We start from the raw sequence: 26763 nt of genomic DNA, 5'->3' as shown, positions 1-26763 counted from the left end.
ACCCCTGACCTCACGGTCAGGGGTATTTTGCATTCGAAACCACCACCAACACAACACAATCGAAAGAACGCGTCCGCACTGTGTACCGCGCTGGATTCGTGTGGCACAGTCGTGTTCGATGAAACTTCCCGTCGACGGCCAGCGCGTCCACAGGGTTCTGCTCGATTTCGACCTGACCATCGAATTCGACAGCGGTGCCACTGTCGCGTTCAGTGAAGTCGTCGTCGATGATCTTGTGGTCGACGAAGACAATCAATTCGAGGGACTGAGGGCGTTCGCCGTGTTGCTCGGTCTCGTCTGCGATGATGCCGACTTCGACGAATCCGGAGTTCTCCGTCTGACTTTCGACGGACGGACGCGAGTTGTGGCCCATCCACGACCCGAGGTCGAGTCGTGGGAATTCTGTGCGGCCGACGGGTCGACCGTGCTGTGTGGTGCCGAGGGCACCGTCGAATCGTGGCCGGCACCGCCGCACCGAAGCGACGAAGTATCCACTCGGGAGGGTCTGCCCTCGATCGGTGCGACCGTCGTTCGTATTTCTACCGGCGACGATGCATCCGTAGAATTCTCCGACGGAACTTGCCTGAATTTCGATCTACCGCTTGACGCGGGTTACTTGGTGCTTCGGGAGAGCGTTACTGCCAGTTCCGACGCGGGCGGAGACTGGGTCGTCGAGTTGTCGTCGGGGCACGTCATCTTCTACCGACCACGCACCACATAGGGCTTGCCGAACTGAGTTGCGACCCCGTCCGAGTAGAGCACCGAGTCGGGTGTTCGAGTACTGACCCCCGGAAGACCTGCAGCGGCAACCAACTGATCCGAGCAGTGGGTCAGTTCCGCGTCGACCAGGGCCCAATGTCGATGCACGTTCGGCACGTACAGCAGGCGTCCGCCCAGCGCGGTGTGCAGTCCCCACCGTGCGGTGAGGAAGACCGCCAGCGGGTCGTCGGACATGTCGCGTGTGCCCCGGACGATGCCGAAGTCCGTCGTCGCACCGCGTTTCGGCGGTGCCAGCCGTCGGCTTCGGTAGGAAATTGCTCGTTGGTCGTCGTCGATATCGATCGATGCCCACCGGTAGGGGATACGTGCGGCATTGGTGCCCACAACTACTGCGAGTCGGGTCGCCTCGAGGGAGCGAAAGACGACACCGCGTCGGCCTTCTGCGTCGATCGAATACAGCCGCACGTTGATCTCGCCGAAGGTCCCGAAGTACGGCACCGGGTGCCGATATCCGAGACCTGCACCGACCATGTGGAACCCGATGAGACCGACCCACGACGAACCGTCGAACTCGTCCGGTACGCACCCAGCCGGTAACAGCGGCGCGACGGCCGAACTCGGTACTCGCCAATGCAGGAAGACGAGTCGTTCCCACCGCTGGTCCATCAGAATCGGACGAGGCAACAGCGGTGGCCGGGGCCAGAGGCGTCGGGCATCGTCGCGGTTCATGTACTCGAGGGTAGGCGCGCCATGTCAGGAGGCGGTGAATCTGGCGTGCACGCTGGCGGAGATCGTGATGTTCTCGGGCTTCAGGGCGAACGCGGCGGGCACGGATTGTGCGGCAAGCATGCGGTGGGACGGCTCGGTGACGCCGCGTTCGGCAGACCCCGTCAGCAGTCCGGGATCGGCAACGGCCACGGCCGTCACAGTCACCCTTCCCAGGCTCGACGCATAGGCCTCTGCCTTGGACACAGCATCCTGCACTGCACGTTCGCGGACCTCATGGGTGTGGGCTTTCCTGCTCGGTTCGGTGAGGTCCCAGTCGAAGTGGTCGATCGAGACCCCTTCGAGAGCGGATGCCGCGTACACGAAGGCATCCACCAGGTCGAGTTGGCTGAACTTCACTTCGACGGACGCTTCGGCCTGATAGACGTACGGAAGTTGTTCGCCGTCCTGATTGAACGGGCGGTGACGGGAACGCCGAACCTGATCGATGGTCCATCGATCGATCGGCCCGTGTTCACTGTTGTAGAGGGGTTCGATGAGGCGAGTGAGCTCACGTACGAGTTGCCCCGCCGGCTCCGACGCGGACTCGGCGCTGCGGCCGTCGGTACGCACCGTCAGGGACAACGTGCATTGTTCGGGTGGGTAGGTCACCTCGCCGTGACCGACGACGGTGATGTCGAGTGCTTCCGGGCTCATGGCGTCCAGTCTGGCATCCGGGCACGGGGATTCATCGAATCTCAACACTGCTGGCCGACGCGTCAGGTGCGGAGGACAATCGGGTCATGCTCCCTGTGCTCGATCTCGAGTCGTCCGAACACGACCCACAGACCTTCCGACGGGCTCTGCGCGAGGCAGCCCACGACTCGGGGTTCTTCTACCTCGTCGGACACGGGATCGGCACCGACCGGATGGCCGACGTGTTGCGTTCGGCGCGGGCATTCTTCGCGGTGCCCGACGCCGTCAAGGACGAGATCAGTCAACTGAAGAGCCCACACTTTCGCGGCTATTCGCGAGTGGGCGGCGAGCTGACCAACGGTCGGGTCGATTGGCGCGAGCAGATCGACATCGGTCCCGAGCGGCCGGCGATCGAGCATGCGCAGGGCTACTGGAATCTGCAAGGACCGAACCTGTGGCCGTCCGAACCCGAGGGTTTCCGCGAGACGTTCGAGCAGTGGGAGCGATCGGTGTCGCAGATCGGACTCGCGCTGCTCAGACATTGGGCGGCCTCTCTCGGCGCGGACGAGCACGTGTTCGACGACGCGTTCGGCACCGCGCCGGCAACGTTGATGAAAGTCGTGCGCTACCCGGGGACGCCGGATCACTCACAGGGTGTGGGTGCGCACAAGGATTCTGGGGTGTTGACGCTGCTCCTGGTCGAACCGGACTCGGCCGGGTTGCAGGTGGAGACGACCACGGATACCTGGGTCGATGTGCCGCCTCTGGAGGGCGCATTCATCGTCAACATCGGTGAGCTGTTGGAAGTGGCGACGGGCGGCTACCTCCGCGCGACGCGGCATCGGGTGATCGCCCCCGGGCCGGGTACCGACCGGGTATCGGTGCCGTACTTCCTCAGTCCCGCACTCGATGCCGTCGTACCGACCATCACGCTGCCACCGGAACTGGCACGGCACTCACGTGGCGTCGAGGACGATCCCGACAACCCCATCTACGACACCTACGGGGCGAATGCCTGGAAATCCCGTACGCGCGCACATCCCGACGTGGCTCTGTTGCACCACGGCATCGTTCCCGCCGGGCACAGCTCCGCTCAGTGACGCTGGCTGCGACCCTCATTCGAGGCGCGCCATTGTGCCCAGGCGCCGGTGCACCACAGCGCCCACACGATCAGAAGAGGTTGGAACAGCAGTCGGATGCCGCGTGCGGCATCGGAGTCGAGACCGAACGCGTCGGTGTGCGTGACGAATTGAGAGATGTTTCCTGGGAAGACGGCGACGAAGAAGACGGCCACCACCCATCCCACGAGCGCTGAGCGAGCAGTCCAGATCAGGAGCGCAAGACCGAGAACGATCTCGACGACGCCCGAAGCCAGGACGACGAAGTCGGTGTCGACGGGCATCCATGTCGGTACCTGGGCCGCGAAGGTGCTGCGTGCCCAGAACAGATGGCTCAGACCGGCGAAGACGAGAAATGCTCCCAGCACGATCCGGCCGATGGTCCGAGATATCGATTTCGTCATTGCGCCATGAGACACCACGGGCACACTGGTGACCATGACCGGGACCACCTCGACCGAGCATGCGTCGACCGATGCCACTCGGCGGCGCTGGGTACTGCACGTCGATCTCGACCAATTCATCGCGGCGGTCGAGGTGCTGAGGAACCCCGACCTCGTGGGCAAAGCCGTCGTGGTCGGCGGCAGGGGAGATCCGACCGAGCGTGGGGTGGTGTCGACGGCGTCCTACGAGGCGCGGGCGAAGGGCGTCGGATCCGGAATGCCGCTGCGGATCGCAGCGAAGAAGATTCCCGACGCCGTCTTTCTTCCCGTCGACAAGCCGGCATACGACGAGGCGTCGGCGACGGTGATGGACACGCTGCGTTCCCTCGGGGTGGTGGTGGAGGTGATCGGCTGGGACGAGGCCTTCCTGGGCGTCGAGACCGACGATCCGAGGACATTCGCCAGGACCGTGCACGACGCGGTGTTCGATGCGACCGGGCTGCATTGCTCGGTCGGGATCGGGGACAACAAGCTTCGAGCGAAGATCGCCACCGATTTCGACAAGCCTCAGGGTATCTACCAACTCACCCAGGACAATTGGTACGAGGTGATGGGAGAGCGCGGCACCGATGCGCTGTGGGGGATCGGCAAGAAGATCTCCACCCGGCTTGCTGCACTCGGTATCACCACCGTCCGTGAATTGGCCGATGCGGACGACGCAGACCTTGCCGCGGCGTTCGGGCCGAAGACCGGGCCGTGGCTCGGTACGAAGGGGCGGGGGATCGAGCTGTCTCCGGTGACGTCCGAACCGTGGGTCGCGCGATCACACAGTCGGGAAGTCACGTTCCAAACCAACGTCGCCGACTGGACCGTGATCAGGGACGAGGTCGCGAATTTGACGTCGAAGGTGCTCGCAGACATCGAAAGCGAGAACCGGCCTGCGGTCCGCGCAGCATTGAAGATCCGGTATGCCCCGTTCGAGACGCATACCGTCAGCGCGCCGATCGCGGGCCCGCCAACCTTCGATGCAGCGACTCTCACGTCGGCCGCGGTGGCCCTGGTGGACCGGCTCGACCACAGTCGAGAGGTTCGCTTGATCGGTGTGCGACTGGAAATGGTTCCGCCGCAACCGAAACCAGCGTCCTAGGTCACTTTCGGCCGGCAGCCCACTTCATTCCCCAGCCGTACTTCTTGTCGAGATCGGCTTGGCTGCCCTGGATGTACTCCACCTCGCGCGTCACGGTGATCCCGGCGGACGTGTTCTGCAGCAACGCGATCGAGCAGATCCGTGCCGAGTTCTCGGCCGAGTCCAGGCGAACCTCCACCTGCGGGCCGCTGGTGGGATACAGGGTCACCACGCCGTCGACCGCAGCCCAGTTGGGTGCGCCGTCGTAGATCATCGCGAAGATCAGAATGCGCGTGAATTTGTCGGGGTCGGCGAGATTGATATGCATGTTCTCGCCGCCGCTGACCGAACCCGACCGGTCGTCGCCGTCGAGCGCGATGAACGGCGCCTGCTGCAACGAACCGAAGCTGTTTCCCAGTGCCTGAACGACGCCCTTGGAACCGTCGCGCAGCTCGTAGAGGCAGCCGAGGTCGAGGTCCACTCCTCCGGTGCCGTACGACGCGGCGGCCAGCTTCGCCAGAAAGCCTTTCTTCTTCGGTTGCGCGGCAGGTGCGCCGCTCGACCAGTTGAGATTCACCCGCATCGACCCCTGCTTCTCGCCGGACTTGGTCAAACTGATGGAGGGCGACGCCTTGGACAGCGTCACCTTGCTCAGGTTGACCGACGCGGCGGGCTGGGCTGGCTGGGAGGGCTTGCGGGTGTAGTCGATGGCCATCGTGGAGCCTTCCGAAACGGTCGAGTTCCGGATCGCGATGTCCGGTTTGGGCGGTCCGTCGAGAATAACCGCAACCGGAGTCGACGACGTGGGCCGGGCGTGCACTATGGAGTTCTCACGTTCGAAACCGAAAGGAACCGATGAACCCGGTCGTAGAGGTCGCGCAAGGGAAACTCAGTGGTCGCACAGTTGCGGGGGTGAGCGCCTTCAAGGGAATCCCGTACGCAGCACCGCCCTTCGGTGCACACCGCTTTCAGGCACCACAGCAACCCGAGTCGTGGGAGGGCGTCCGGCAGGCCACCGAATTCGGCCCGACGGCTCCCAAGCCCGGATTTCCCAGCCCGATCGACCAGATTCTGTCCGAGGTGGCGATCGACGGAGACGATTGCCTGAACTTGAATGTCTGGACGCCCGACGTCGAGGCTGCGGGCTTGCCGGTACTGGTATGGATTCACGGTGGTTCGTTCACCAACGGCAGCGGCGCGGTACCCACGTACGACGGCACCGCGTTCGCCCGCGACGGAATCGTGTGCGTCACCATCAACTACCGATTGGGCGTCGACGGATTCCTGGCGATCGACGGAGCGCCCGCCAACCGCGGTCTGCTGGATCAGGTTGCGGCGCTCGAATGGGTGGCCGCCAACATTACGGCGTTCGGCGGCGACCCCGCTCAGGTGACGATTGCGGGGGAGTCGGCGGGCGCGATGAGTGTGGGCACGCTGCTGTCGATGCCACGCGCGAAGGGGCTGTTCCGCCGCGCCATCCTGCAGAGCGGCGGCGGGCACCACGTACTGACGGAGGAGACCGCGAAGAAGGTCACCGCGGCGTTGGCGTCGGACCTCGGTGTGGAACCCACCGTCGACGGTTTCGGTTCGGTGCCGGTGGCGGACTTGACGGCCGCGCAGACTGCGCTGTCGAATCGTATTGCCAAGCAACCCGATCCGCGTCTGTGGGGCGAGCTGGTCCTCAATGTCATGGCGTACGAACCGCACATCGACGGGGACGTGGTGCCGGCCCGGCCGATCGATGCGATCGCCGCCGGCTCCACCGCAGACGTCGAGATCATGGTCGGATCCAACTCCGACGAACATGCGCTGTTCTTCGTACCCAGCGGGGTGTTCCGGCACATCGACGAGAATCTGCTGCGAATGGCCATGGCGGGCATGGGTGCCGACGCGGACCGGGTGCTCGAGCTCTACCGCGCCGACACACCCGACGCCACCGCAGGTGAGGTCATGATGGCCGCGATGACCGACTGGTTCTTCCGAATTCCTGTCATCCGTATTGCCGAGGCTCGTTCGGGTTCCGCGACGTATATGTACGAATTCGCCTGGCCGTCACCGTCGTACGAGGGCAAGCTGGGTGCCTGCCACGCAATCGAGATCCCGTTCGTCTTCGACAACCTCGCCGAGGGCACCGGAGGTTTGCTCCTCGGGCCGAACCCTCCGCAGAAACTCGCCGACCGGACTCACCGCGCCTGGGTGGACTTCGTCACGGCAGGCGATCCGGGCTGGGCCCCGTACGGGTCGGAGCGAACGGTCATGACGTTCGACGAGGAGTCGGCTTCGGTGCAGGATCCTCGTGCGGCGCAGCGGGAGCTGTGGGACAAGATCCGGTAGACGACAGCACCGGTGGTACAGGCCGTACCACCGGTGCCGTATCTGGATCAGGGGCGCGGAACGTTACGCAGGTTCGACTTCGCCATCCGAACTGCTTCTCCTACACCGCCGTTCAGGACCACCTTGCTCATCGCGAGCGCGAAGCCCTTGAGCTGCTCGCCGGTGAGAGTCGGCGGAACCGACAGTGCCAGCGGATCGGTGATCAGTTGCACCAGGGCGGGCCCGTCCGTGGCGAACGCGGTTTCGAGTGCGCCGCGAATATCACCCGGCTGGTCGACGCGCTGCGCGTGAATGCCCGCAGCCTTGGCGATTCCGGTGTAGTCGACCTGTGGCACGTCTACACCGAAGTCGGGGAGTCCGTCGACGAGCATCTCGGCCTTGACCATGCCCAGGGTCGAGTTGTCGAACATGACGATCTTCACCGGCAACTTGTACATCGCCACGGTGAGGAGTTCGGAGAGCATCATGGAGAATCCACCGTCACCCGAGATGGAGACGACCTGACGGCCCGGGTGTGCGAACTGCGCCCCGATGGCGTGCGGTAGCGCGTTGGCCATCGAGCCGTGCAGCATCGAGGCGACGAAAGCTCTTCTGCCGGTGGGGTTGATGTATCGGGCGGTCCACACGTTGCACATACCGGTGTCGGTGGTGAACACGGCATCGTCGTCGGCCAGATCGTCGAGCACGGACGCGGCGAACTCGGGATGGATCGGCACGAGCTTCTCGGCATTGCGGGTGTACGCGCCGACTGTCTTGCCCATCAGGTCGTTGTGCTTGTCCAACCACTTCTCTGCGTAGCGGCGATCGGTCTTGCGAGTGACCAACGGAGCCAACGCGTTCAGAGTTGCACTCACGTCTCCGTGGATGGGGTACTTCACCGAAGTACGGCGGCCCAACTTGGTCGGATCGATGTCGATCTGCGCGGTCGCGACATCCTCGGGAAGAAACTGTTGGTACGGAAAGTCGGTGCCGAGCAGGATCAACAGATCCGCGTCGTGGATACCGGCGTGCGCAGCTCCGTAGCCGAGCAGGCCGGTCATGCCGACGTCGTACGGGTTGTCGTACTGGATGAACTCCTTGCCGCGCAACGAATGTCCGACGGGAGCGCCGATGGTGTCGGCGAATGCGACGACCTCGTCATGGGCACCCTTGACGCCGTAGCCGGCGAAGATCGCGACCTTCTCGGCATTGTTGATGGCGTCGGCCAGCTGTTGGATGTCGGCGGCGGGCGGAGTGACGACGGGAGTCGACGGAATGGCGATGGGATCCATTGCGCCGGCAGCGGACAGCTCGGCGATGTCACCGGGGAGCGTCACCACCGATACTCCGCCGCCGGTGATCGCTGCGTTGATCGCGGCGCGGAAGACGCGCGGTGCTTGCTCGGCGGTGGAGACGAACTCGTTGTACAGCGAGCATTCGACGAACAGGCGATCGGGATGCGTCTCCTGGAAGTACCCCGACCCGATCTCGCTGCTGGGAATGTGGGATGCGATCGCGAGAACCGGTGCGCCGGAACGGTGTGCGTCGAACAGTCCGTTGATCAGATGCAGGTTACCCGGTCCGCAGGAGCCGGCGCACACGGCGAGGGTGCCGGTGGTCTGCGCGTCCGCCGATGCCGCGAACGCCGCAGCTTCCTCGTGGCGAACATGGATCCAGTCGATGCCGCCCTTGGCCGACCCTCCGGTCCGACGCACCGCGTCGACCACCGGGTTGAGACTGTCGCCGACGATTCCGTAGATGCGCCGAACTCCGGCGTCGACGAGTCCGCGAACGAGTTGATCGGCCACTGTGGTGGACATAGTTTTCCTCCTCGGATGTAGTAGCGCGCCTCGGGGTCGATGTGCCCTGTGCGCATTCTCGACGCCTTCCCGGCGCCGAGGGTGTACGAAACATAGAAGTGCAGCGCGATCGCTACCGCAAGAGCAAAGCCCAGGTAGAGGCCCGACGCGATCTCCGTCACGTGGCGAAATTCCTGCCAGCACTCATCGAAGACTGGGGCTGTCCTGACGTGCTGTCTGCCGATGGCGACATTCAAATGAACAGGCTCTGTACAGGTTCATTCTTGGGATGTACGGTACTGACATGACCGAGCCCGCTATGACTCAGCGCACACCGGAACGCGCACGGCACAAGCGCCAACAGGTACTCGCCTCGCTCAAGAGCACCATCGAGTCCGGCGACATCCCCTCAGGCTCGTTCTTGCCCGGAGAGAACGACCTTGCCCGCGAGTTCTCGGTCAGTCGCGGAACCATCCGATCGGCGCTCAGCGAATTGGAAGAACAGAACCTCATCCAAAAGCGAAGCGGCATAGGATCACTCGTCACCTTCGATGGTCATCAGATCGAGACTGCGGACGGATGGGCGCGGGCCCTGTCCTCCGCGGGCGTCGAGATGCACACCCGCACTCTCCGGGTCGAGCGCATCGTCGACCCCGAGTTGGCAGCCGAGGCCGGAACTTCCACGTTGAACTTCGTTGCCGTCGACCGAGTGCGGCACGTGGTCGACGGGCGACCGGTGTCGCTGGAGCGTAGCCGTGTTCCGGCGCTCGGTTCGCTTGCGGACCTGCCCGAGAACGGATTGGTAGAAGAATCGCTGACGGCAACCTTGAGGTCTGCGGGGCTCGTGGCTGCCAGCGGCGAGCAATGGGTCTCGGTGGTTCCCGTCGACGCGGCCGATGCAGCCGTTCTCGAAGTGCCGGTGGGCACCCCGTACCTGCACAGCATTCGTGTCAGTCGAGACGCGTCGGGTCGGTTCGTCGAGAAGGTCGTCAGCCTGCTCGCGCCCGACCGATTTCGGCTCCATCTCACTTTCAATTCCTGACCGATGACCCCACTCTCTGCGAGGACTGTTTCGATGTCTGCTTCACGCGATCGCGCCCTCGGGGCTTTCTATGGCCTGGCGCTGGGAGACGCGCTGGGAATGCCGACGCAATCGATGTGTCGCGGGGACATTGCTGAGGATTACGGCCAACTACGCGGATTCGTCGCCGCCGGTCCCCGTCAGCGGATCGCGCACGGCATGTCGGCGGGCTCGATCACCGACGACACCGAGCAGGCGATCATGTTGGCCCAGTTGATCATCGACGGTGACGGTAGGGTCGATCCCTCGGCTTTCGCCCGCGCCTTGATCGCGTGGGAGTCCGAGATGTCCGCGCGCGGATCTTTGGATCTGCTCGGGCCGTCCACCAAGCGAGCTGTGGAACGAATACTCGACGGCTCCGACCCGAACGAGGCGGGCAAGTTCGGCAGCACCAACGGTGCGGCCATGCGAATCACACCTGCGGCAATTGCGGCATCGTTGGACGGCGGTATCGCGCCGTTCGTCGACGCGATCTACAGTTGCAGTTTCGTCACCCACAACACGTCACTCGGAATAGCCTCCGCCGCAGCGGTTGCCGGAGCCATCAGCGCCGGGATCGCGGGTGCGGAATTGCACGAGGCGGTCGACATCGGTGTCGCCGCCGCCACCGAGGGGGCCACCCGGGGATATTGGGTCGCCGGTGGAAACATCGCAGCCCGTATTCGTTGGGCAGTCGAGCTGGTCGGCAAGTCCGCCGACCGGCCCATCACGGACACAGTGGCAGACGTCATCGGCACGTCCGTCGCGTCACAGGAATCAGTGGTAGCGGCCTTCGCTCTGGCCGTTGCGTACGACGACCCTTGGGACGTCGTACTGGCAGCCGCCACCATCGGCGGCGACACCGACACGATCGCAGCAATAGCCGGCGCAATTCGCGGTGCCGTCGGCGGCCTGGCAGCGTGGCCCGGCGAAGCGATACGAACGGTAACCGACGTGAACAAGCTCGATCTGGAGCCCATCGTCGACCGACTGCTTGCTCTCCGTAACACGAACTGACACAGTTCGACTCACCCTTGGAGCACAACCATGACCTCATCCGCTTCCACGTCTGCATCGGACACGACAGTCGACGTATTGTCTCTGGAAACTCGGGGGATCGAGCCAGTCCCGGACGACGAGCGCAACGGTAATCCGCTGCAGTTGTTCTGGGTGTGGTTCGCCGCGAACATTTCCATTCTCGGTCTACCGCTCGGGGCTACCCTGGTGGTCTTCACCGGTCTGAATATCTGGCAAGCATTGATTGTCGCCCTGGTGGGCGCGGCGGGTTCGTTCGCCATCGTTGGAATCGTGTCGATTGCCGGTAAACGTGGCGGGGCACCGAGTCTCACGTTGTCGCGAGCCACCTTCGGGGTTCGCGGAAACATCGGCCCCACACTGGTCTCGCTGATGTCGCGACTCGGCTGGGAAACCGTCAACACCACGACCGCGGCATTCGTGTTGCTGTCGATCTTCACACTGATCTTCGGTGGATCCGGCGTCGCGAAGGATCATGCCGTCGTCACGATCGTCTCCATCGTCGTCTTCATCGTGCTCACACTGGTGGTCAGCGGTCTGGGGCATGCGGCGATCCTCGTCATCCAACGCTGGTCCACGTGGATTTTCGGTGCGCTGAACATCTTCGTCGCAATCTTCCTGATCGCCACCGTCGACTGGACTGCAGTGACCAGTACCCCGGCCGGATCCATCAGTGCGATGGTCATCGGTGTCGGAACCATAGCTGCTGGAACAGGTATCGGTTGGGCGAATGCCGGAGCCGACATGTCGCGATATCAACGAAAGAGTGTGGGAGCCGGCTCGTTGGTGCTGTCCAGCGCGGCCGGAGCCGGAATTCCCCTCGTTCTGCTGATCGGACTCGGCGCGCTGCTGTCGGCAGGCGACAACAGCCTTGCGTCCGCATCGGATCCGGTTGCGGCAATCCGAGAAATTCTGCCGGCCTGGATGGCCGTTCCGTATCTGATCACCGCATTCGGCGGATTGCTGTTGTCCAACCATCTTTCGGTGTATTCGGCCAGTCTCACCACGTTGACCCTCGGTTTCCGGATCAAGCGGGTCTATGCGGTCGGAGTCGACGTCTTCGTCACGTTCGTCGGCGCCATCTATTTCATGCTGATCTCCGACGGCTTCTACGGACCGTTCATCACCTTCATCTCGGTTCTCGCCGTACCTCTGACGGCATGGCTCGGTGTGTTCATGACGGACATGATCAAACGGAAGACGTACGACGCGGCATCGATCATGAACGTGGGCAACACCAGTCGCTACTGGTACACCGGCGGAGTCAACTGGTACGCCTTCGCGAGCTGGGCGGCGGGAATCGTGGTGGGCTTCCTGTTCACTGCGATCACGGTGGACGGCGACGTGATCTACACCGGACCGCTGTCCGGCAGCTGGATCGGTGACAACGGACTCGGCTGGGTGGCGTCGTTCGTGATCGCCGCCGGGCTCTATCTCGTCACCGGTGGAGCGCGGCGGACCGAGACGGTCTCTCGGTGAGTCCGCGACTGATCCATACCGGTCAGGTGATCGTCGACGTGGTGATGGCCGTACCCGAAGTGCCGGTTCCGGGAGGTGACGTCGTAGCGACGTCACTGAACGAGACCGCGGGCGGTGGACTCAACGTGATGGTCGCCGCGATTCGTGATGATCTGCCGGTGATCTTCGCCGGCAGATACGGGTCCGGTCACTATGGTTCGATCGTCCGCGAAGCTCTGTCCGCCAGCGGTGCCCGCATAGTCAATACCGCACCGTCTGAACAGGACTCGGGGTTCTGTATCGCCCTCGTCGATGCGAACACCGAGCGCACGTTCGTGACCTACCCGGGGGCCGAGGCGGAACTTGGTGTCGGGGACCTCGAGGCGGCAGGGGTGCGGAGTGCAGACTTGGTGTACGTCACCGGCTACGGGCTGGCGCACGAGAGCAACGCCGCAGCATTGACCGCGTGGCTGCCGACGCTTCCCGCGGACGTCACGGTGCTGTTCGATCCGTCTCCATTGATCGCCACGCTGAACCGCGACGTGGTGGACGCCGTTCTCGCCCGTGCCGACATCGTGAGCGTGAATCTACGCGAGGGCATGCTCATGACGGATGAGGTCGATATCGAATCCATCGCGGCCGAATTGGTGACGAGGGTGCGGCCCGATGCGGCGGTGGTACTCCGTACCGGTCCGGACGGTTGTCGAATCGCGGGCGGTAGACGGACGTCGCAATCGGTTCCGGGGTTCGAGGTGCAGGCGGTGGACTCGAACGGCGCGGGCGATGCTCACGCCGGGGTGTTGTTGGCAGGGCTGTCCCGTGGGCTCGGTCTGTACGACGCGGCGCTGCGGGCCAATGCTGCTGCAGCACTTGCGGTTACCGAGCGAGGACCGGCGACGGCTCCGCCTCGGTCACGTACCGACGCGTTGATCCGCGGTCGTCCTCTCGACGGGTGAGAAACGACTCCGTCCTGGAACCGTCGAGTCGCGCACGACGAGGGTCGGTGTCAACGCCATCGAGGACACCGGAAGTCCATGGGTGACCGCCAGCAGCATCTCTGCTGCGCGCGTGCCGATTTCGCGGTGTGGGCTGTGAATCGTCGTCAACGGAACGGTCAACTCGCTGCAGATCGAGATGTCGTTGTAGCCGACGACGGCTACGTCGCGTCCTGGCTGCAGACCCGACTCACGCAGCACGCCGAGCGCTCCGATGGCACTGAAGTCGTTGGTCGCGAAGATCGCCGTCGGGGGAGTCGGCAGTGACAGAAGGGCGCTCGCCCCGCGCCTTCCGGCATCGGGATCGAACCCCTCTTCCCGCACGTACTCGTCCGGAACGTCGATGCCTGCGTCGCGGAGGGCAGCGCGGCAGCCCTCCAATCGGTCGATTCCGGTGCTGGCCCACGCCGGGCCGGACACGATCCCCACTCGGGTGTGGCCCAGTCCGGCCAGGTGCTCACCGGCGAGGTAGCCGCCCCGATGGTCGTCGCACGTCACGGAGGTCATTCCCGGGTATCTGCGGCTGATGAGCACGAACTTGATCCCTCGGCGCTGGAGGTTTTCGAGGTTCTCGCTGTCGAGGCGAGCATCGCCGAAGATGAGGCCGTCGACGTTGCGGCCGAGCAAAAGGTCGATGCGTCGACGCTGCTGAATCGGATCGTCGTGGGTGTTGGCGACGAAGGTCTCGTACCCGGCACGATTCGCTGTTTCCTCGATGGCGTCGTACATCGCAGAGAGCACCACATCGGTCAATCGCGGGACGAGTACTCCGAACGCAGTGGATTTCTTGGTGGTCAAGCTCGCCGCGTTGGGGTTGGGAACGTAGTCCATATCGCGGGCCAGCTCGAACAATCGCAGATCTCCGGCGCTCGCACCTGCCGGGTCGAGCGCAACGCGTCGCAAAGCACGGGAGACGGTCGAAACATGCACTCCCGCAGCCGCTGCGACCGTTTTGAGCGTGACGCTCCCCGAACTGGTGCTGTCCACTGGCGGTTCCCCTCGATCCTCCGTCGGCGCTGCCCCGACCCCTGATGACCCCTAAGCTAGCACCGTGCGCAATCGTTTGCGCAACAAGTTGCCCTCTAGGAACGGACATTCGATGACAGGTTTGGGTGGTCTCAATCCGTCGCCGACGTCACTCACGCTCGGCCTGGTTCAGCAGCAGGTTCCGCTGATCACGAGCTTGGACGATGTCGACGCGACGACCGATCGCGTGTGCAGGCAGCTGCGCGAGGCGAAGGCCGGGTTCGCGGCGCTCGACCTCGTGGTCTTCCCGGAGTACTCGCTGCACGGTCTACGCAAATCGTCGTGGGCGTCCGACGAGGTGATGTGCGACATGGACGGTCCGCAGGTGGAGCGATTGCGCGACGCGTGCCGTGAGTCGACGGTGTGGGGGTGCTTCAGCATCATGGAACGCAACCCCGGGGGAGCGCCGTTCAACTCAGGAATAATCGTCGACGATCAGGGTGAGATTGCCCTGTACGTCCGCAAACTTCACCCCTGGACGCCCAAGGAGCCGTGGGAGCCCGGCGACATCGGTCTGCCGGTCTGCCCGGGACCGAAGGGTTCGGTGCTGTCGCTGTTGATCTGTCACGACGGAATGTTCCCCGAAGTCGCCCGTGAAGCGAGCTACCGCGGTGCCAACGTGTTGCTGCGCACGGCCGGCTACAAGTTCCCTCTTCGGCAGTCCTGGCGTATCACCAACGAGGCCAATGCATTCCACAACCTGGCGTACACGGCCTCGGTCTGTCTGGCGGGGGAGGACGGCAACGGCATCCCGTCGATGGGGGAGGCGATGGTGTGCGACTACGAAGGAACGATCATCGAGCGCGGCGATTCCACACCCGATCGGGTGGTGACCGTGGCGATCGAGCCGGCCAGGTCCGACGCGGCACGTCGCGAGTGGGGAGTGGAGAACAACATCTATCAACTGGGGCATCGTGGGTACACCGCGCTCGATGGAGGGGCGCGTGACTGCCCGTACACCTACGTCCGCGATCTCGCCGACGGAACCTACCGGGTTCCGTGGGAGGACGAGGTTCGCATTGTCGACGGGTCCTCGGAGGGGTACGGGCCGCCGCGTCGAGACGGCAGTCCGATCGATACGGCCAGGGCCGGGATGCGCGGCGAGTAAGGCGCAGGTTACGCAGCCGGTGCCCGTGTAACGGTGCCATTAATTGGTTTCGGATTTGTGGCCCAAAGCTCGACATCGACCGAGAAACCCCTCTATCGTCAGGGCAACGCAATCGGTTGCACGACCGGTTGCACTGCAAGCGAAAGAAGGCTCGTTTCGATGACTTCCCAGGTAGGCGACTCTCTGGAGCTCACGGATCGCACCCGCCACGACATCGAATCGATGTCGTCGGGGGATGTGTACAAACTGCTGTCCTGTGCGGTGCAGCCTCGTCCGATCGCATGGATCTCGACCGTTTCCGGCGACGGCGTCCGCAACCTGGCACCGTTCAGCTTCTTCAACGTCGCCTCGCGCAATCCGGCGACGCTGATGATCTCCATCGGTGAACGCATCGGGTTCCCCGGAGAGCTCAAGGACACACTGGTCAACATTCGCGACACCGGCGAATTCGTCGTCAACATTCCGTCCGCCGACACCGTGGATGCGGTGACCGCGAGTTTCGCCACCGTCGATGCCGGTGTCGACGAATTCGAGCTCTCGCACATGACCGCGGTGCCGTCGGTGTCGGTCGAGGCCCCGTCGGTGCTCGAATCCCTGGTGTCTCTCGAATGCCGCACGATGCAGGAAATTGCACTCGGCACGGACACTCTGGTGTTGGGGACCGTGACGGCGGTGACCAGTAGGCCTGGCCTGCTCACTGCCGACCTGCACGTCGATACTCTCGAACACCGTTTTCTCGGCAGGCTGGCTGGCCCGTTCTACACCACAGACATGAACCGGGTGGCGCAGTGACCGCCTCGGCCCGGCTGCGCGGCGTCGACACCGAGTCGGTTGTCGATACGTTCGATATCGCTGTGGTGCAGACCGGTTCGCGAATCGGAGCCTGGCAGCAGAACATCGACGCGGTGCGCGCAGAGGTGCAGGCTCTCGCCGCGAGCGGGTCGAAGGTGATCGTTCTGCCCGAATTGTTCGCCAGCGGTTACGATCTCGACGGCGTCGAAACCATGGCAGAGTCCGTACCCGGTCGAACGTCGACCGCACTCGGAGCGCTGGCCGCCGAGACCGACACGGTTCTGGTGACGGCCATCGCGTTTCGTGATGCCGACGGAATCGTCTTCGACAGCTCGCTCGTCGTGGGCCCGGGCGGCCTGATCGCTCTGGGACACAAGCGCTTTCTGTGGGACCGAGAGAAATCGGTGTTCACTCCTGGCGCTGAGAGCGGACTGCTGGTCAGCACTCCGTTCGGCACCATCGGCGTCGTGATCTGCTACGAGGCAGGGTTCCCCGAGACGGTCCGCGACCTCGTCCAGCGAGGAGCCGATGTGATCGCCGTACCGTCGGCATTCGGACACGTCCGTTTGCACGTGTGGAAGTTGCTCACCCGTTCCCGAGCACTCGAGAACGGCGTCGTCGTCGCGGCCGCCGGACTCACCGGACAGACCGGCGACGGCCCACGGTTCGCGGGCCACAGCGTCATCGTCGGACCGCAAGGACGCACCATCGTCGAGATGGACGAGAGCGTCGGATCGGTCTCGGCAACAGTGACTCGCCGTGAGTTGCTCGACGCACGCGACGACATTCCTTATCTGAAAGACCTTGCCCGCCTGGGCGGAATCACCGAGAACGATTCAACCGAGAACCCTCACGAGAGGAACCGAGATGTTCGATCTGCGATCAGCTGATCTCCTGCGCGCGTTCACCCGTCAGCTCGAGCTGTGCAAAGTGCAGCCAGGAGAGCAGGTGGTGATTCTCGCGGAGCCTTCGAGCCGTGGGGATTACGTCTCGGCTGCCTTCGGAGCGGCTCAAAGTTTGGGGGCACAGGTACTTTCGGCCACCGTTCCCGGCGGCAGTCCGGCACCGATGCCGAGCACCCACACCGGTGCGGGCCCCGGTCTTGTGTCGGTCATGAACAGTTCGGTCGCACAGGACATGCTCAAGGGAGCTGATCTCGTGGTCGATCTGACCAGCGAGGGCTTCATTCACGCGCCTATCCAGCAAGAGATCCTGGCCGCCGGAACACGCATCATCTTCGTGTGCGACGCCCCGGACGTGCTTATCAGGAATATGCCGCAGGACGGCGACAAGGAGCGGGTCCAGGCAGGCGTCGATCTGATCCGCAACGGTTCGACCATGCGCATCACCAACGAAGCCGGTACCGATCTCACCGTGCAACTGAGCAATTCGCAGCCCGAGTTCCAGGTGGGCTTCGCCGACGACAAGGGCCGCTGGGATCACTGGCCGTCCACCATGGTGTTGTGTTGGCCGGAGATCTCGAACGGAAAGATCGTGCTGTCCGAGGGCGATATCTTGTTGCCGTTCAAGGAATACGTCCGGGACGAGACGACGCTGACGGTCACCAACGGCCACATCGACGAGGTGACCGGCGGCGGTGAAGCTGCACTGCTCAACATGTTCTTCGCCGACTCCAACGACAAGTGGGCGCGCTACCTGTCCCACATGGGCTGGGGCTTGATGAAGACCGGCGACTGGTTCGCGGCCGCGATGTACGGCAAGGACGACATCATGGGTATGGACGCGCGAGCGTTCGCCGGCAGCTTCCTGTGGTCCACCGGCCCGCACCCTGTACTCGGCCGAGACTCATACGCACACCTCGACATCGGAATGCGCGCCTGCACGGTATCCATCGACGGCATCGACGTCGTCACCGAAGGTCGATTGGTGGAGAACTGACATGGCTTCGATCGAAGTGGTCGTCGCCGGCGGCGGCCTGGGCGGGCTGACTGCAGCGCTTTCGCTGCGGCACAGAGGAATCAAGGTGACGGTACTCGAAGCCGCCGCCGAGCTCGGCGAGGTCGGAGCAGGCATCCAGACCGCACCGAACGCCAGCCGCATTCTCATCGCCCTCGGTATGCGAGAGAAACTCGAAGAGATCAAAACCGAGCCGATGGATCAGGTGCGCAGGCGCTGGGAGAACGGGAAGGTCATCGCGCTCACCGCGCTCGGCGAATACTGCAAGAAGACGTTCAACGCGCCGTACTGGCACTACCACCGCGCAGACCTGCACTCTGCCATTCATGCGCAGTGCCTCGACCCCGACGGCCCCGGCCCGGTTGTAGTGTTCGAGACCGACGCGAAGGTCGTCGAGGTCGACCGCACCGACCCGATGCGGCCCGTCGCAGTCACCGGAGCGGGACGACGGTACGAATCGGATCTGCTCATCGGAGCCGACGGAATCCGCTCGACGGTACGCGATCTCATCGGCCTGCCCGACACGCTGGTGTTCTCCGGCGAAATGGCGTATCGCGCACTCATTCCCGGCGACCGTATCGTCAAGGATCCGGCAACCCGCTGGCTCGTAGATCGCTACCAGAGCACCATCTGGTATGGACCCGACCGTCACCTGGTGCACTACATGATCCGCAACGGCGAGTACCTCAATGTCGTTGCGTTGGCACCGTGTACGGATGAAGTACGTGACGGCGGACCGCGGCTCGTCGGGCCCGAGGAACTGATGGCGACGTTCCCGGACTGGGACGACCGCGCCCACGCGATGCTGTCCAAGGCCGACGAGAACGTGCTGTGCCAGGCGCTCTACTACCGCAGACCCGACCCGCGTTGGACCGACGGCCGCGTCGCGCTGCTGGGCGATGCGTGCCACGCCATGCTGCCGTACCAGGCGCAGGGCGCATCGCAGGCAATGGAAGATGCGGCGGTGCTCGCCGAGGAACTCGCGAAGGTGAGCGCGGGCGGAATCGACGACGCATTGGCGCGCTACGTCTTTCGCCGGGCCCGGCACGCGCGGATGGTGCAGGATGCGAGCCTGCAGAACAAGACTTTCTACCACATACCCGATGGACCCGAGCAGCAGAAGCGGGACGCGACACTGGCGTCGTTCGATGGGGAGTCCGACATCTCGTACGACTGGCTGTGGAGCGGTACACCGCTCGACGACAGCGACGACGAGAAATTCCATTACTCGTTCGTCCGATGACGATCTCGGACCACAACACCGAGCCGGAGGCTGCGATGAAGACTGGTGATCAGGTAGTACAGGAGCTCCCCTGGAAATGGGGAGTGCAGGGCAAGATCTTCGTCATCGGCGGGCTGGGTTACATGTTCGACGCCTGGGACGTGGCGCTGAACGGCTTCTTGACGCCCCTGCTCGGAAGTTACTGGGATCTGTCCCAGGCCGAGCGCGGTCTCGTCGCCACCGGCAACCTGATCGGTATGGCCGTCGGAGCCGTCGTGTGGGGAACGATCGCCGACCGCGTCGGGCGAAAACGCGCATTCTCGTTGACGCTGTTGATCTTTGCGCTGTTCTCGGTCCTCGGTGCTTTCGCACCGAGCTTCGAGATCTTCATCGTTCTGAGGTTCCTCGCAGGGTTCGGCCTCGGCGGCTGCATCCCGGTGGACTACGCGTTGGTCAGCGAATTCTCGCCACGTCGCATTCGCGGCAAGATTCTGTCCGCGATGGACGTCTGGTGGCCGATCGGTGCCACCATCTGTGGCGTCGTGGCAACACTGCTCGTCCCGATCGACGGCGATGTTCGCTGGCGCTACATGCTGCTGTTCATGGTTCTGCCTGCGCTGCTGCTGTTCTGGGTCCGGCGCGGCATCCCGGAGTCGCCGATCTACCTCGCCAAGGTCGGACGTGAAGTCGAGGCCCGTGCCGTCATAGACGACATGGTGACTCGTACCGGATCGGACGCCGTCGAGTACGTCATCGTCGCCGATACCGCCCCGAAGGGTCCAGGCGGCATGAAAGCTGCTCTGACGCAGCTGAAATCGGTGTGGCGCTACAGCCCACGTATCACTGCCGCAGCGTGGATGCTGTTCGTGTCGATCATGCTGCTGTACTACGCCGCGCTGAGTTGGATGCCGTCCATCCTGCGGGCCGAGGGCTACGGGGAATTCGCGGCCTTCGCCGGTACGACGCTCATGACCGGAGTCGGTATCGTCGGTGTGCTCACCTCCGCGTTCATCGTCGAGATCTTCGGACGCAAGTGGGTCATCGGACTGTCCGGCCCGATCGCCGGCAGTGCGCTGGTCATGTTCGCCGTCATGCTCGACATTCAATCGGCAGCGCTGATCTGGCTCGGCATCTTCGGATTCGTCATCCAGCTGACCATCCCCGTGCTGTACTGCTACGTGTCGGAGTTGTATCCCACCAACATTCGCGCCTCGGGATTCGGGTACGCCTCCTCGGTCAGTCGGGTGGCCACGGGCTTTGCGCCGCTGCTTTTCGGCTCCGTCATGTGGCCGATCCTGGGTCTGCCGTTGACCTTCGGCATCGTCACCGCGTTCGTGTTGTTCGCGGTGATCTGGATGGCGTACTTCGCACCCGAGACCAAGGGCCGCGAACTCGACACCCTGGTCGACGAACCCACCGAGGTAGTCGCAGGCGAGGCTCGGGTCTGATGAAGCCCGCACAGTTCGACTACCACCGGGCGCGCGATGTCTCGGGTGCAGTGCGCCTGCTGGCCGAGCTGGGCGAGGACGCGAAGATCATCGCCGGAGGCCAGTCCCTGGTCGCCATGATGAACTTCCGCCTCGCCCGGCCCGGGCATCTGGTCGACGTGGGTGGGTTGAACACTCTGAGCTACATCCGCCGAGAATCCGACGGCCTGCACATCGGAGCGCTCACCACCCACCATGACGTCGAATCCGGCGACGTGGGAACAGACTTCGCTGTTCTACGCGATGCCATGCGGTGGGTGGGGCACTACCCGATCCGTACCCGCGGCACCGTCGGTGGCAGCATCGCCCATGCGGACGCCACCGCCGAATGGTGCTTGCTCGCCATCCTGCTGGACGCCCGCATCGTCGTCGAGAGCGTGCGGGGGCGGCGAACCGTCGAGGCAGATTCGTTCTTCTTCGGGTACTACTCCACCGATCTCGCGTTCGACGAGATGATCGTCGAGATCGTGTTCCCGAACCCGGCACCGCATGCCGCAGTGACCGAATACGCCGAGCGGCAGGGAGATTTCGCGATCGTGGGCGCAGCAGTGTCCCTCGATCTCGACGGCGTGGCCGTGGTCGGCGGACGCGTCGCCCTTGCGGGGGTCGGCGCGACCCCGATGCGATCGCCCGCAGGAGAAGCCGCGCTCGCCGCCGGTGGAACGTTCGCCGACTGCGCGGACGCCGCAGCCGAAGCACTGGAACTGGAGGACGAGGGCATGTTCACCGCCGAGTACCGCCGCACCCTGGTGCGCACGTTGGTCGTCGAAGCCTGCAGCGACGCGCTGGTGTCGCAGGGGGTGCCCACGTGAGCGTCGATCAGGTTCTCACGCCGAAATTCGTCGGTACCTCGGTCGCACGCCGGGAAGATCCACGGTTGCTCACCGGCCGTGGCAGATTCGTCGACGACATCGCGATGCCGGGCATGCTGCACGCGCAGTTCGTCCGCAGCACCGTCGCGGCCGGAGCCATCAACGGGTTCGACGTCGGTGATGTCGCCGGAGTCGAGGGAGTGCGCGGTGTGTTCACCGCGGCGGACCTGGACTTGAGGCCGATCCGAGCCGAATTGTCCCGTCCTCTGACCGAATTCGTGCCCACCGACATGCCCGTGCTGGCGTACGATGTCGTGCGCTACGTCGGTGAGCCGCTGGCCATCGTCGTCGCCGCCGATGCGTACAGCGTCGAGGACGGGCTCGAAGCGGCACGAGTGTCCTACCGGACCGTCACCGCCGTCATCTCCGCAGATCAGGCCATGTCCGAAGGTGCGCCGCTGGTTCACGATTCGGTTCCGAACAACACCGTCGTGGACGTGCAGATGTTCGCCACCGACGGCATCGACGAGATATTCGACGACGCGCACACCGTGGTGTCCGTGCAGTCCAGAACCGGACGTCAGAACGCACTGCCGCTCGAGACACGCGGATGCATCGCGTACTGGGACGACCGCGACGAGCAATTGATCATCTACATCTGCACGCAGGTCCCACACCAGGTTCGCACCGTCACCGCGCAGTGCCTCGGTCTCGACGAACGCCAGGTACGCGTCGTCGTGCCCGACATGGGAGGCGGGTTCGGACAGAAATGCGTCGTCGGCCGTGAGGAGATCGCAGTCGCGGCAGCTGCTTTGAAGCTCCGTCGACCCGTCAAGTGGATCGAGGATCGGAAGGACGCACTGACGGCGTCGTTTCTGGCACGCGAGCAGCAGTACGACGTGCGGGCCGCGTTCGATTCCGAGGGGCGCATTCTCGGCCTCGACGCGGACGTTGTGTGCGACATGGGTGCGTACTCGTGTTACCCCTTCACCGCGGGCATAGAGCCGCTCATGGCCTCGGCGGAAATGCCCGGGGTATATCAGGTTCCGGCGTACCGGGTACGGGGACGCTCGATCTTCAGCAACAAGGCCCCGACAGCGCCGTACCGCGGAGTGTCACGCCCGCAGTACGTCATGGTGATGGAGCGACTGTTCGAGCGCGCAGCCCGTGAACTGGCACTCGATGCAGTGGAGATCCGGCGCCGCAACGTCATCACCGCCTTCCCGTACACCGGTGTCAACAACATCACCTACGATCCAGGCTCCTACCTGGAGGCTCTGAATCTGTGCGAGCAGACTGTGCGAGACGGTGGGTGGTACGACTTCCAGCAGCGAGCCGCAGCGGAAGGCCGGCACATCGGCATCGGGTACTCCTGTTTCAGCGAGCGAACGGGATACGGCAGTAGCGCGTTCGCCGCCCGAAAGATGAACGTGGTGCCGGGGTTCGACATCTCGGAGGTCCGGATGGATACCTCCGGCACCGTCGTCGTGACCACCGGAACGATGAGCCACGGGCAGAGTCACGAGACCACCATGGCGCAGATCGTCGCCGATCGTCTCGGCATCGGCGTCGAGCAGGTGAAGATCGTTCAGGGCGACACCGACCGGATCACGTACGGCTTCGGATCGTTCGCCTCTCGCTCGATCACCATCGGCGGCAGTGCGGTGGCGCTGGCATCGAACAAGCTGGGAGACAAACTGTGTGAGATCGCAGCGCACCTGATGGAGACCCGCGACGACAACGTCGAGCTGGCCTCGGGTCGCGTCCGTCAGCGCGACGACCACTCGAAATACGTCACCTACCGGGACATCGCCGACGTCGCGTACCTCAAGGCACAGTTGCTGCCCAAGGGGGTCGAGCCGGGGTTGTCCGCAACGGCGAGCTTCGACGTGTTCAACGACGGCACGTTCTCCAACGCCACCCACGGCGTCGTCGTCGAATTGCACGAGGGCACCGGTCAAGTGGAGATCCTGAAGTACGTGTGCGTCGAGGACTGCGGAGTAGCCATCAACCCGAAAATTGTCGAGGGGCAGTGTCGGGGCGGGATCGCCCAGGGAATCGCGGGCGCGTTGTTCGAGCAGGTCTCGTACGACGACCACGGAAACCCTTTGTGCGCCAGCTTCATCGACTACAAGGTGCCCACCGCGTGCGAGATTCCCGACATCGAGATCCACCACCTCGAAACTCCCTGCCTGTTCACCGAATCCGGGGCCAAAGGAGCCGGTGAGGGTGGCACTATCGGCGCACCGGCCGCGGTGCTCAACGCGGTCAACGACGGACTACGTTCCACGGGAGTGGAACTGAACGACACACCGATCACTCCCGTTGCTGTACATGCGGCGCTGGTGAAGGGAAGGCCATGAGCAACAAGCAACTGATCGAACTGACCGTCAACGGTACCGAGCACGAGGTGATCACCGAATCACGCCGCACCCTGGTCGACGTACTACGGCACGACCTGCAGTTGACCGGAACTCATGTGGGTTGCGAGCACGGCGTGTGCGGGGCCTGCACTGTCCTGATCGACGGCAAGCCGGCGCGCGCATGCTTGACGTTTGCCGCGCAGGTGGAGAACTCCGAGATTCGGACCGTCGAATCATTGGGCATCGACGGCGAATTCAACGATCTGCAACAAGCGTTCGCGGACCACCACGGACTGCAGTGCGGATTCTGTACGCCGGGATTCCTGATGCTGGCCGAGGGATATCTTGCCGACAATCCCGATGCCACCAAGGAACAGATCCGCGAGGTGGTTGCCTCGAACTATTGCCGTTGCACCGGATACCAGACCATCGTCGAGGCCATCGACTCGTGCGCCGAACAGCGCCGCTGCGTCGGCTGCGCGAAAGGAGTTTCCCAGTGATACTGACCAACACCCTCGACATCGACGCGTCCGCGGACGACGTTTTCAGGCTGATCAACGACGTCGAGAAAGTGGCGACCTGTGTACCCGGGGCCGCTATCACCGGCAAGGACGGCGAGACTTTCCTCGGTGGAGTCAAGGTCAAGGTCGGGCCGATCAGCGCGTCGTACGCCGGCACGATTCGGTTCCTCGAAGTCGACGCCGAGACCCGCACGCTCACACTCGAAGCCAAGGGTGCGGACTCGCACGGAAACGGCGATGCCGAGGCTCAGGTCGATCTCGCGGTCGAGTCGATCGGTGACCGTTCGCGGTTGACCCTGAACACCGATCTGGTGATCAGCGGCAAGATCGTCTCGTTCGGCAAGGGCGCGATCGTGGCGGTGTCGAACAAGGTGTTGCAACAGTTCGCCGTCAATCTCGGTGCGTTGCTCAGTGGTTCGGCTACGGCAGATCCCACCGCGCCTGCAGCAGTGAAGACCGCTGTTCCGAGTCCGATGGGCGGCGAATTGAATGCGATGTCTCTGATGCCCGAACCGGTGCGCAAGTACGCACCGGTCGCGGGGATCTTTCTCGCCGGAATGGTCGAGGGCTGGTTGGTATCCAGAGCCTTCGGACGTCGGTAGGTTCGCGATGCTCGACTTCGCCGGCACACTGCACGATTGGTTCGTAGACGGACGCCCGTTCGGTGTGGCTACTGTCGTGGCCACCTCAGGCAGCGCGGTGCGGGACGTCGGTGCGGTAATGGCCGTCGACGCCGGTGGTACCGCCCTCGGCGGGGTGTCCGGCGGATGCGTCGAGGGTGCAGTGTTCGACGCGGCAGTGTCGGCGGCGACGGGTGGACTCGTCGACCGTCTGAGGTTCGGCGTCACAGCCGACGATCCGTTTGCCATCGGACTCACCTGCGGCGGAACGGTCGACGTTGTGGTCGACAGAGTCGATCGGGACAGTCGCCCGCACTACGAAGAACTGTTGGCGCGAATATCATCGCGATCATCGGTCGCCGAAGTCACAGTCGCCTCCGGTGCTGCGGGCGGACACCTCGTGGTGACTGCCGACGGCTCGTCCGGTTCCATCGGCACCCCGACGCTCGATGAGGGAGCTGTATCGCTCGCTCGGGTGATGTTGGCGGACGGTGCAAGCGGACTGCGAAAAATCGACGTCGACGACGGCATCGTCGAGGTTTTCGTGCGATCGTTTCGAGCCCCACCGCTCCTGATCGTCTTCGGTGCGCTCGACCTCGCCGACGCCGTTGCTCACGCAGCAACCATCGTGGGCTACCGCACCGTGGTGTGTGATGCCCGGCCGATATTCGCTACGGAGGAGCGCTTTCCACACGCCGACGAGGTTGTCGTGGCCTGGCCGCACGAGTATCTGACGGCACAGTGGGACAAGGGGCTGATCGACTGCACCACCGCCCTGTGTGTGCTCACACACGATGCGAAGTTCGACGTCCCGTTGCTCGACGTCGCAGTGCGCACCCCTGCCGGCTACATCGGCGTGCTCGGCAGCCGTCGAACGCACGAGGACCGACGTGAACGTCTTGTCGACAGAGGTGTCGGGGAGGCCGCGTTCGCGCGGTTGTCGTCGCCTGTCGGTCTCGACCTCGGCGGGCGCACCCCTGGGGAGACGGCGCTGTCGATCGTCGCCGAAATGGTTGCGGTGTCCAACGGGCGATCCGGCGGTCGTTTACGTGACGGCACCGGCCCGTTGCACGGCAGAACCGGCCGTGGCGGTGAGGCTCAGCGTGGCGCGGTCGACTGCGATACGCGCATTTCACCAGCAGTTCCCGGCACCAGCGCCCCGGCCGCGATGGCGATTGCTTGCGAATCGCCGATCGGGGGCGCAATCACCAATGGCCCCACTACATGTCCGACGCCGTAGACCGCCGTCAACGTGACCGCGGTACGGCCGACCGCCGCAGCGCCGTCGTCGGCACCGCAGCCAATTCCACGACGATTCCACACCGCTGGACCCACCGAGGTGCTGCCGTGACCACCGACCGCTGCCACGCGAAACGTGCCGACGACGATGTACCCGAGACCATCGAGGAAGTACGGGACCGAGCTCCGTCACCGCCCGGCACGGAACCGATAACGGGCTCGCTGCGTCAAACCCGATGACGCCGATT

Annotated in this window: 26 protein-coding genes; 20 read left to right on the top strand and 6 right to left on the bottom strand. The window is 64.1% G+C overall.

Annotated features, from left to right (window positions below; all coding sequences use genetic code 11):
* The first annotated feature begins 118 nt into the window (after positions 1-118).
* Positions 119-721 carry a DUF6188 family protein gene (locus RFA01S_RS22175; protein ID WP_052060953.1) on the top strand — a complete coding sequence of 201 codons (603 nt, stop codon included), beginning with the start codon at positions 119-121 and terminating at the stop codon, positions 719-721.
* On the opposite strand, the gene RFA01S_RS22170 is transcribed toward RFA01S_RS22175, so the two are convergent.
* Together RFA01S_RS22170 and RFA01S_RS22165 are read right to left on the bottom strand one after the other, a co-directional pair.
* The gene (locus tag RFA01S_RS22170) at positions 700-1449 is read right to left on the bottom strand and encodes a YqjF family protein (RefSeq protein ID WP_238325196.1); all 750 of its coding nucleotides are present in this window, start codon (positions 1447-1449) and stop codon (positions 700-702) included. The two genes, RFA01S_RS22175 and RFA01S_RS22170, sit on opposite strands and share 22 nt — an antisense overlap.
* A 24-nt stretch (positions 1450-1473) precedes the next feature.
* Positions 1474-2142 (bottom strand): SIMPL domain-containing protein, encoded by a 669-nt coding sequence (locus RFA01S_RS22165; protein ID WP_032408463.1) that lies wholly within the window; start codon positions 2140-2142, stop codon positions 1474-1476.
* A gap of 86 nt (positions 2143-2228) precedes the next feature.
* On the opposite strand from RFA01S_RS22165, the gene RFA01S_RS22160 reads away from it, so the two are divergent.
* Positions 2229-3221, top strand: a complete 993-nt coding sequence (locus RFA01S_RS22160) for an isopenicillin N synthase family dioxygenase (protein WP_032408563.1) — start codon at positions 2229-2231, stop codon at positions 3219-3221.
* On the opposite strand, the gene RFA01S_RS22155 is transcribed toward RFA01S_RS22160, so the two are convergent.
* Complete coding sequence (locus tag RFA01S_RS22155; RefSeq protein WP_032408562.1) at positions 3215-3643, bottom strand: DoxX family protein; 429 nt, start codon at positions 3641-3643, stop codon at positions 3215-3217. The genes RFA01S_RS22160 and RFA01S_RS22155 overlap by 7 nt on opposite strands.
* 34 nt (positions 3644-3677) lie before the next feature.
* On the opposite strand from RFA01S_RS22155, the gene RFA01S_RS22150 reads away from it, so the two are divergent.
* Positions 3678-4769, top strand: coding sequence for a DNA polymerase IV (locus tag RFA01S_RS22150; protein WP_032408561.1), 1092 nt, complete (start codon positions 3678-3680; stop codon positions 4767-4769).
* 1 nt (position 4770) lies between these two features.
* Here RFA01S_RS22150 and RFA01S_RS22145 read toward each other — a convergent pair whose 3' ends face one another.
* On the bottom strand, positions 4771-5463 hold the full coding sequence (locus RFA01S_RS22145; RefSeq protein ID WP_032408560.1) for a TerD family protein: 693 nt from the start codon (positions 5461-5463) through the stop codon (positions 4771-4773).
* Positions 5464-5603: 140 nt separating this feature from the next.
* On the opposite strand from RFA01S_RS22145, the gene RFA01S_RS22140 reads away from it, so the two are divergent.
* The gene (locus tag RFA01S_RS22140) at positions 5604-7082 is read left to right on the top strand and encodes a carboxylesterase/lipase family protein (RefSeq protein ID WP_032408462.1); all 1479 of its coding nucleotides are present in this window, start codon (positions 5604-5606) and stop codon (positions 7080-7082) included.
* 47 nt (positions 7083-7129) lie between these two features.
* Here RFA01S_RS22140 and RFA01S_RS22135 read toward each other — a convergent pair whose 3' ends face one another.
* Positions 7130-8881 (bottom strand): pyruvate dehydrogenase, encoded by a 1752-nt coding sequence (locus tag RFA01S_RS22135; protein WP_032364269.1) that lies wholly within the window; start codon positions 8879-8881, stop codon positions 7130-7132.
* A 283-nt stretch (positions 8882-9164) separates the two neighbouring features.
* On the opposite strand from RFA01S_RS22135, the gene RFA01S_RS22130 reads away from it, so the two are divergent.
* Genes RFA01S_RS22130 through RFA01S_RS22115 form a run of 4 tightly spaced genes read left to right on the top strand, consistent with a single transcriptional unit; the run spans position 9165 to position 13369 of the window.
* Positions 9165-9902 (top strand): GntR family transcriptional regulator, encoded by a 738-nt coding sequence (locus tag RFA01S_RS22130; protein ID WP_052060990.1) that lies wholly within the window; start codon positions 9165-9167, stop codon positions 9900-9902.
* A gap of 33 nt (positions 9903-9935) precedes the next feature.
* Entirely contained in the window at positions 9936-10937 is a 1002-nt protein-coding gene (locus RFA01S_RS22125) for an ADP-ribosylglycohydrolase family protein (RefSeq protein WP_027497883.1), read from the top strand.
* A gap of 30 nt (positions 10938-10967) precedes the next feature.
* A complete protein-coding gene (locus RFA01S_RS22120) occupies positions 10968-12434 on the top strand; it encodes a purine-cytosine permease family protein (RefSeq protein WP_027497882.1) in 1467 nt (488 codons plus the stop codon).
* Positions 12431-13369, top strand: coding sequence for a PfkB family carbohydrate kinase (locus tag RFA01S_RS22115; RefSeq protein ID WP_032408461.1), 939 nt, complete (start codon positions 12431-12433; stop codon positions 13367-13369). Before RFA01S_RS22120 ends, RFA01S_RS22115 begins: the two co-directional genes overlap by 4 nt.
* On the opposite strand, the gene RFA01S_RS22110 is transcribed toward RFA01S_RS22115, so the two are convergent.
* Positions 13325-14395, bottom strand: coding sequence for a LacI family DNA-binding transcriptional regulator (locus RFA01S_RS22110; protein ID WP_052060951.1), 1071 nt, complete (start codon positions 14393-14395; stop codon positions 13325-13327). The genes RFA01S_RS22115 and RFA01S_RS22110 overlap by 45 nt on opposite strands.
* Before the next feature lie 112 nt (positions 14396-14507).
* Between RFA01S_RS22110 and RFA01S_RS22105 the strand changes: the two genes are divergently transcribed.
* The 12 genes from RFA01S_RS22105 (at position 14508) to RFA01S_RS22050 (ending at position 26755) form a co-directional block, all read left to right on the top strand.
* On the top strand, positions 14508-15542 hold the full coding sequence (locus RFA01S_RS22105; RefSeq protein WP_032408460.1) for a formamidase: 1035 nt from the start codon (positions 14508-14510) through the stop codon (positions 15540-15542).
* A gap of 159 nt (positions 15543-15701) precedes the next feature.
* The gene (locus tag RFA01S_RS22100; protein ID WP_081371394.1) at positions 15702-16334 is read left to right on the top strand and encodes a flavin reductase family protein; all 633 of its coding nucleotides are present in this window, start codon (positions 15702-15704) and stop codon (positions 16332-16334) included.
* On the top strand, positions 16331-17224 hold the full coding sequence (locus RFA01S_RS22095; RefSeq protein WP_052060949.1) for a carbon-nitrogen hydrolase family protein: 894 nt from the start codon (positions 16331-16333) through the stop codon (positions 17222-17224). The genes RFA01S_RS22100 and RFA01S_RS22095 overlap by 4 nt, the downstream gene beginning before the upstream one ends.
* Positions 17202-18233, top strand: a complete 1032-nt coding sequence (locus RFA01S_RS22090; protein WP_027497879.1) for a 2,5-dihydroxypyridine 5,6-dioxygenase NicX family protein — start codon at positions 17202-17204, stop codon at positions 18231-18233. The genes RFA01S_RS22095 and RFA01S_RS22090 overlap by 23 nt, the downstream gene beginning before the upstream one ends.
* 1 nt (position 18234) lies before the next feature.
* A complete protein-coding gene (locus RFA01S_RS22085; protein WP_032408459.1) occupies positions 18235-19494 on the top strand; it encodes an FAD-dependent monooxygenase in 1260 nt (419 codons plus the stop codon).
* The gene (locus tag RFA01S_RS22080; RefSeq protein WP_238325195.1) at positions 19491-20921 is read left to right on the top strand and encodes an MFS transporter; all 1431 of its coding nucleotides are present in this window, start codon (positions 19491-19493) and stop codon (positions 20919-20921) included. Before RFA01S_RS22085 ends, RFA01S_RS22080 begins: the two co-directional genes overlap by 4 nt.
* On the top strand, positions 20921-21772 hold the full coding sequence (locus RFA01S_RS22075) for an FAD binding domain-containing protein (RefSeq protein WP_032384077.1): 852 nt from the start codon (positions 20921-20923) through the stop codon (positions 21770-21772). The genes RFA01S_RS22080 and RFA01S_RS22075 overlap by 1 nt, the downstream gene beginning before the upstream one ends.
* Entirely contained in the window at positions 21769-24135 is a 2367-nt protein-coding gene (locus RFA01S_RS22070; RefSeq protein WP_032408458.1) for a xanthine dehydrogenase family protein molybdopterin-binding subunit, read from the top strand. Before RFA01S_RS22075 ends, RFA01S_RS22070 begins: the two co-directional genes overlap by 4 nt.
* Positions 24132-24635, top strand: coding sequence for a (2Fe-2S)-binding protein (locus tag RFA01S_RS22065; protein ID WP_032408457.1), 504 nt, complete (start codon positions 24132-24134; stop codon positions 24633-24635). The genes RFA01S_RS22070 and RFA01S_RS22065 overlap by 4 nt, the downstream gene beginning before the upstream one ends.
* On the top strand, positions 24632-25258 hold the full coding sequence (locus RFA01S_RS22060; RefSeq protein ID WP_027497873.1) for an SRPBCC family protein: 627 nt from the start codon (positions 24632-24634) through the stop codon (positions 25256-25258). The genes RFA01S_RS22065 and RFA01S_RS22060 overlap by 4 nt, the downstream gene beginning before the upstream one ends.
* A gap of 7 nt (positions 25259-25265) precedes the next feature.
* Positions 25266-26516 carry an XdhC family protein gene (locus RFA01S_RS22055; RefSeq protein ID WP_072692186.1) on the top strand — a complete coding sequence of 417 codons (1251 nt, stop codon included), beginning with the start codon at positions 25266-25268 and terminating at the stop codon, positions 26514-26516.
* The gene (locus RFA01S_RS22050; protein WP_032408456.1) at positions 26501-26755 is read left to right on the top strand and encodes a hypothetical protein; all 255 of its coding nucleotides are present in this window, start codon (positions 26501-26503) and stop codon (positions 26753-26755) included. The genes RFA01S_RS22055 and RFA01S_RS22050 overlap by 16 nt, the downstream gene beginning before the upstream one ends.
* The last annotated feature ends 8 nt before the right edge of the window (positions 26756-26763 follow it).

This window comes from Rhodococcoides fascians NBRC 12155 = LMG 3623, assembly GCF_001894785.1.
Taxonomy (GTDB): Bacteria; Actinomycetota; Actinomycetes; order Mycobacteriales; family Mycobacteriaceae; genus Rhodococcoides; species Rhodococcoides fascians.
The sequence above is the reverse complement of the archived record's forward strand: the minus strand, read 5'-3'. Positions and strand labels throughout refer to the sequence as shown.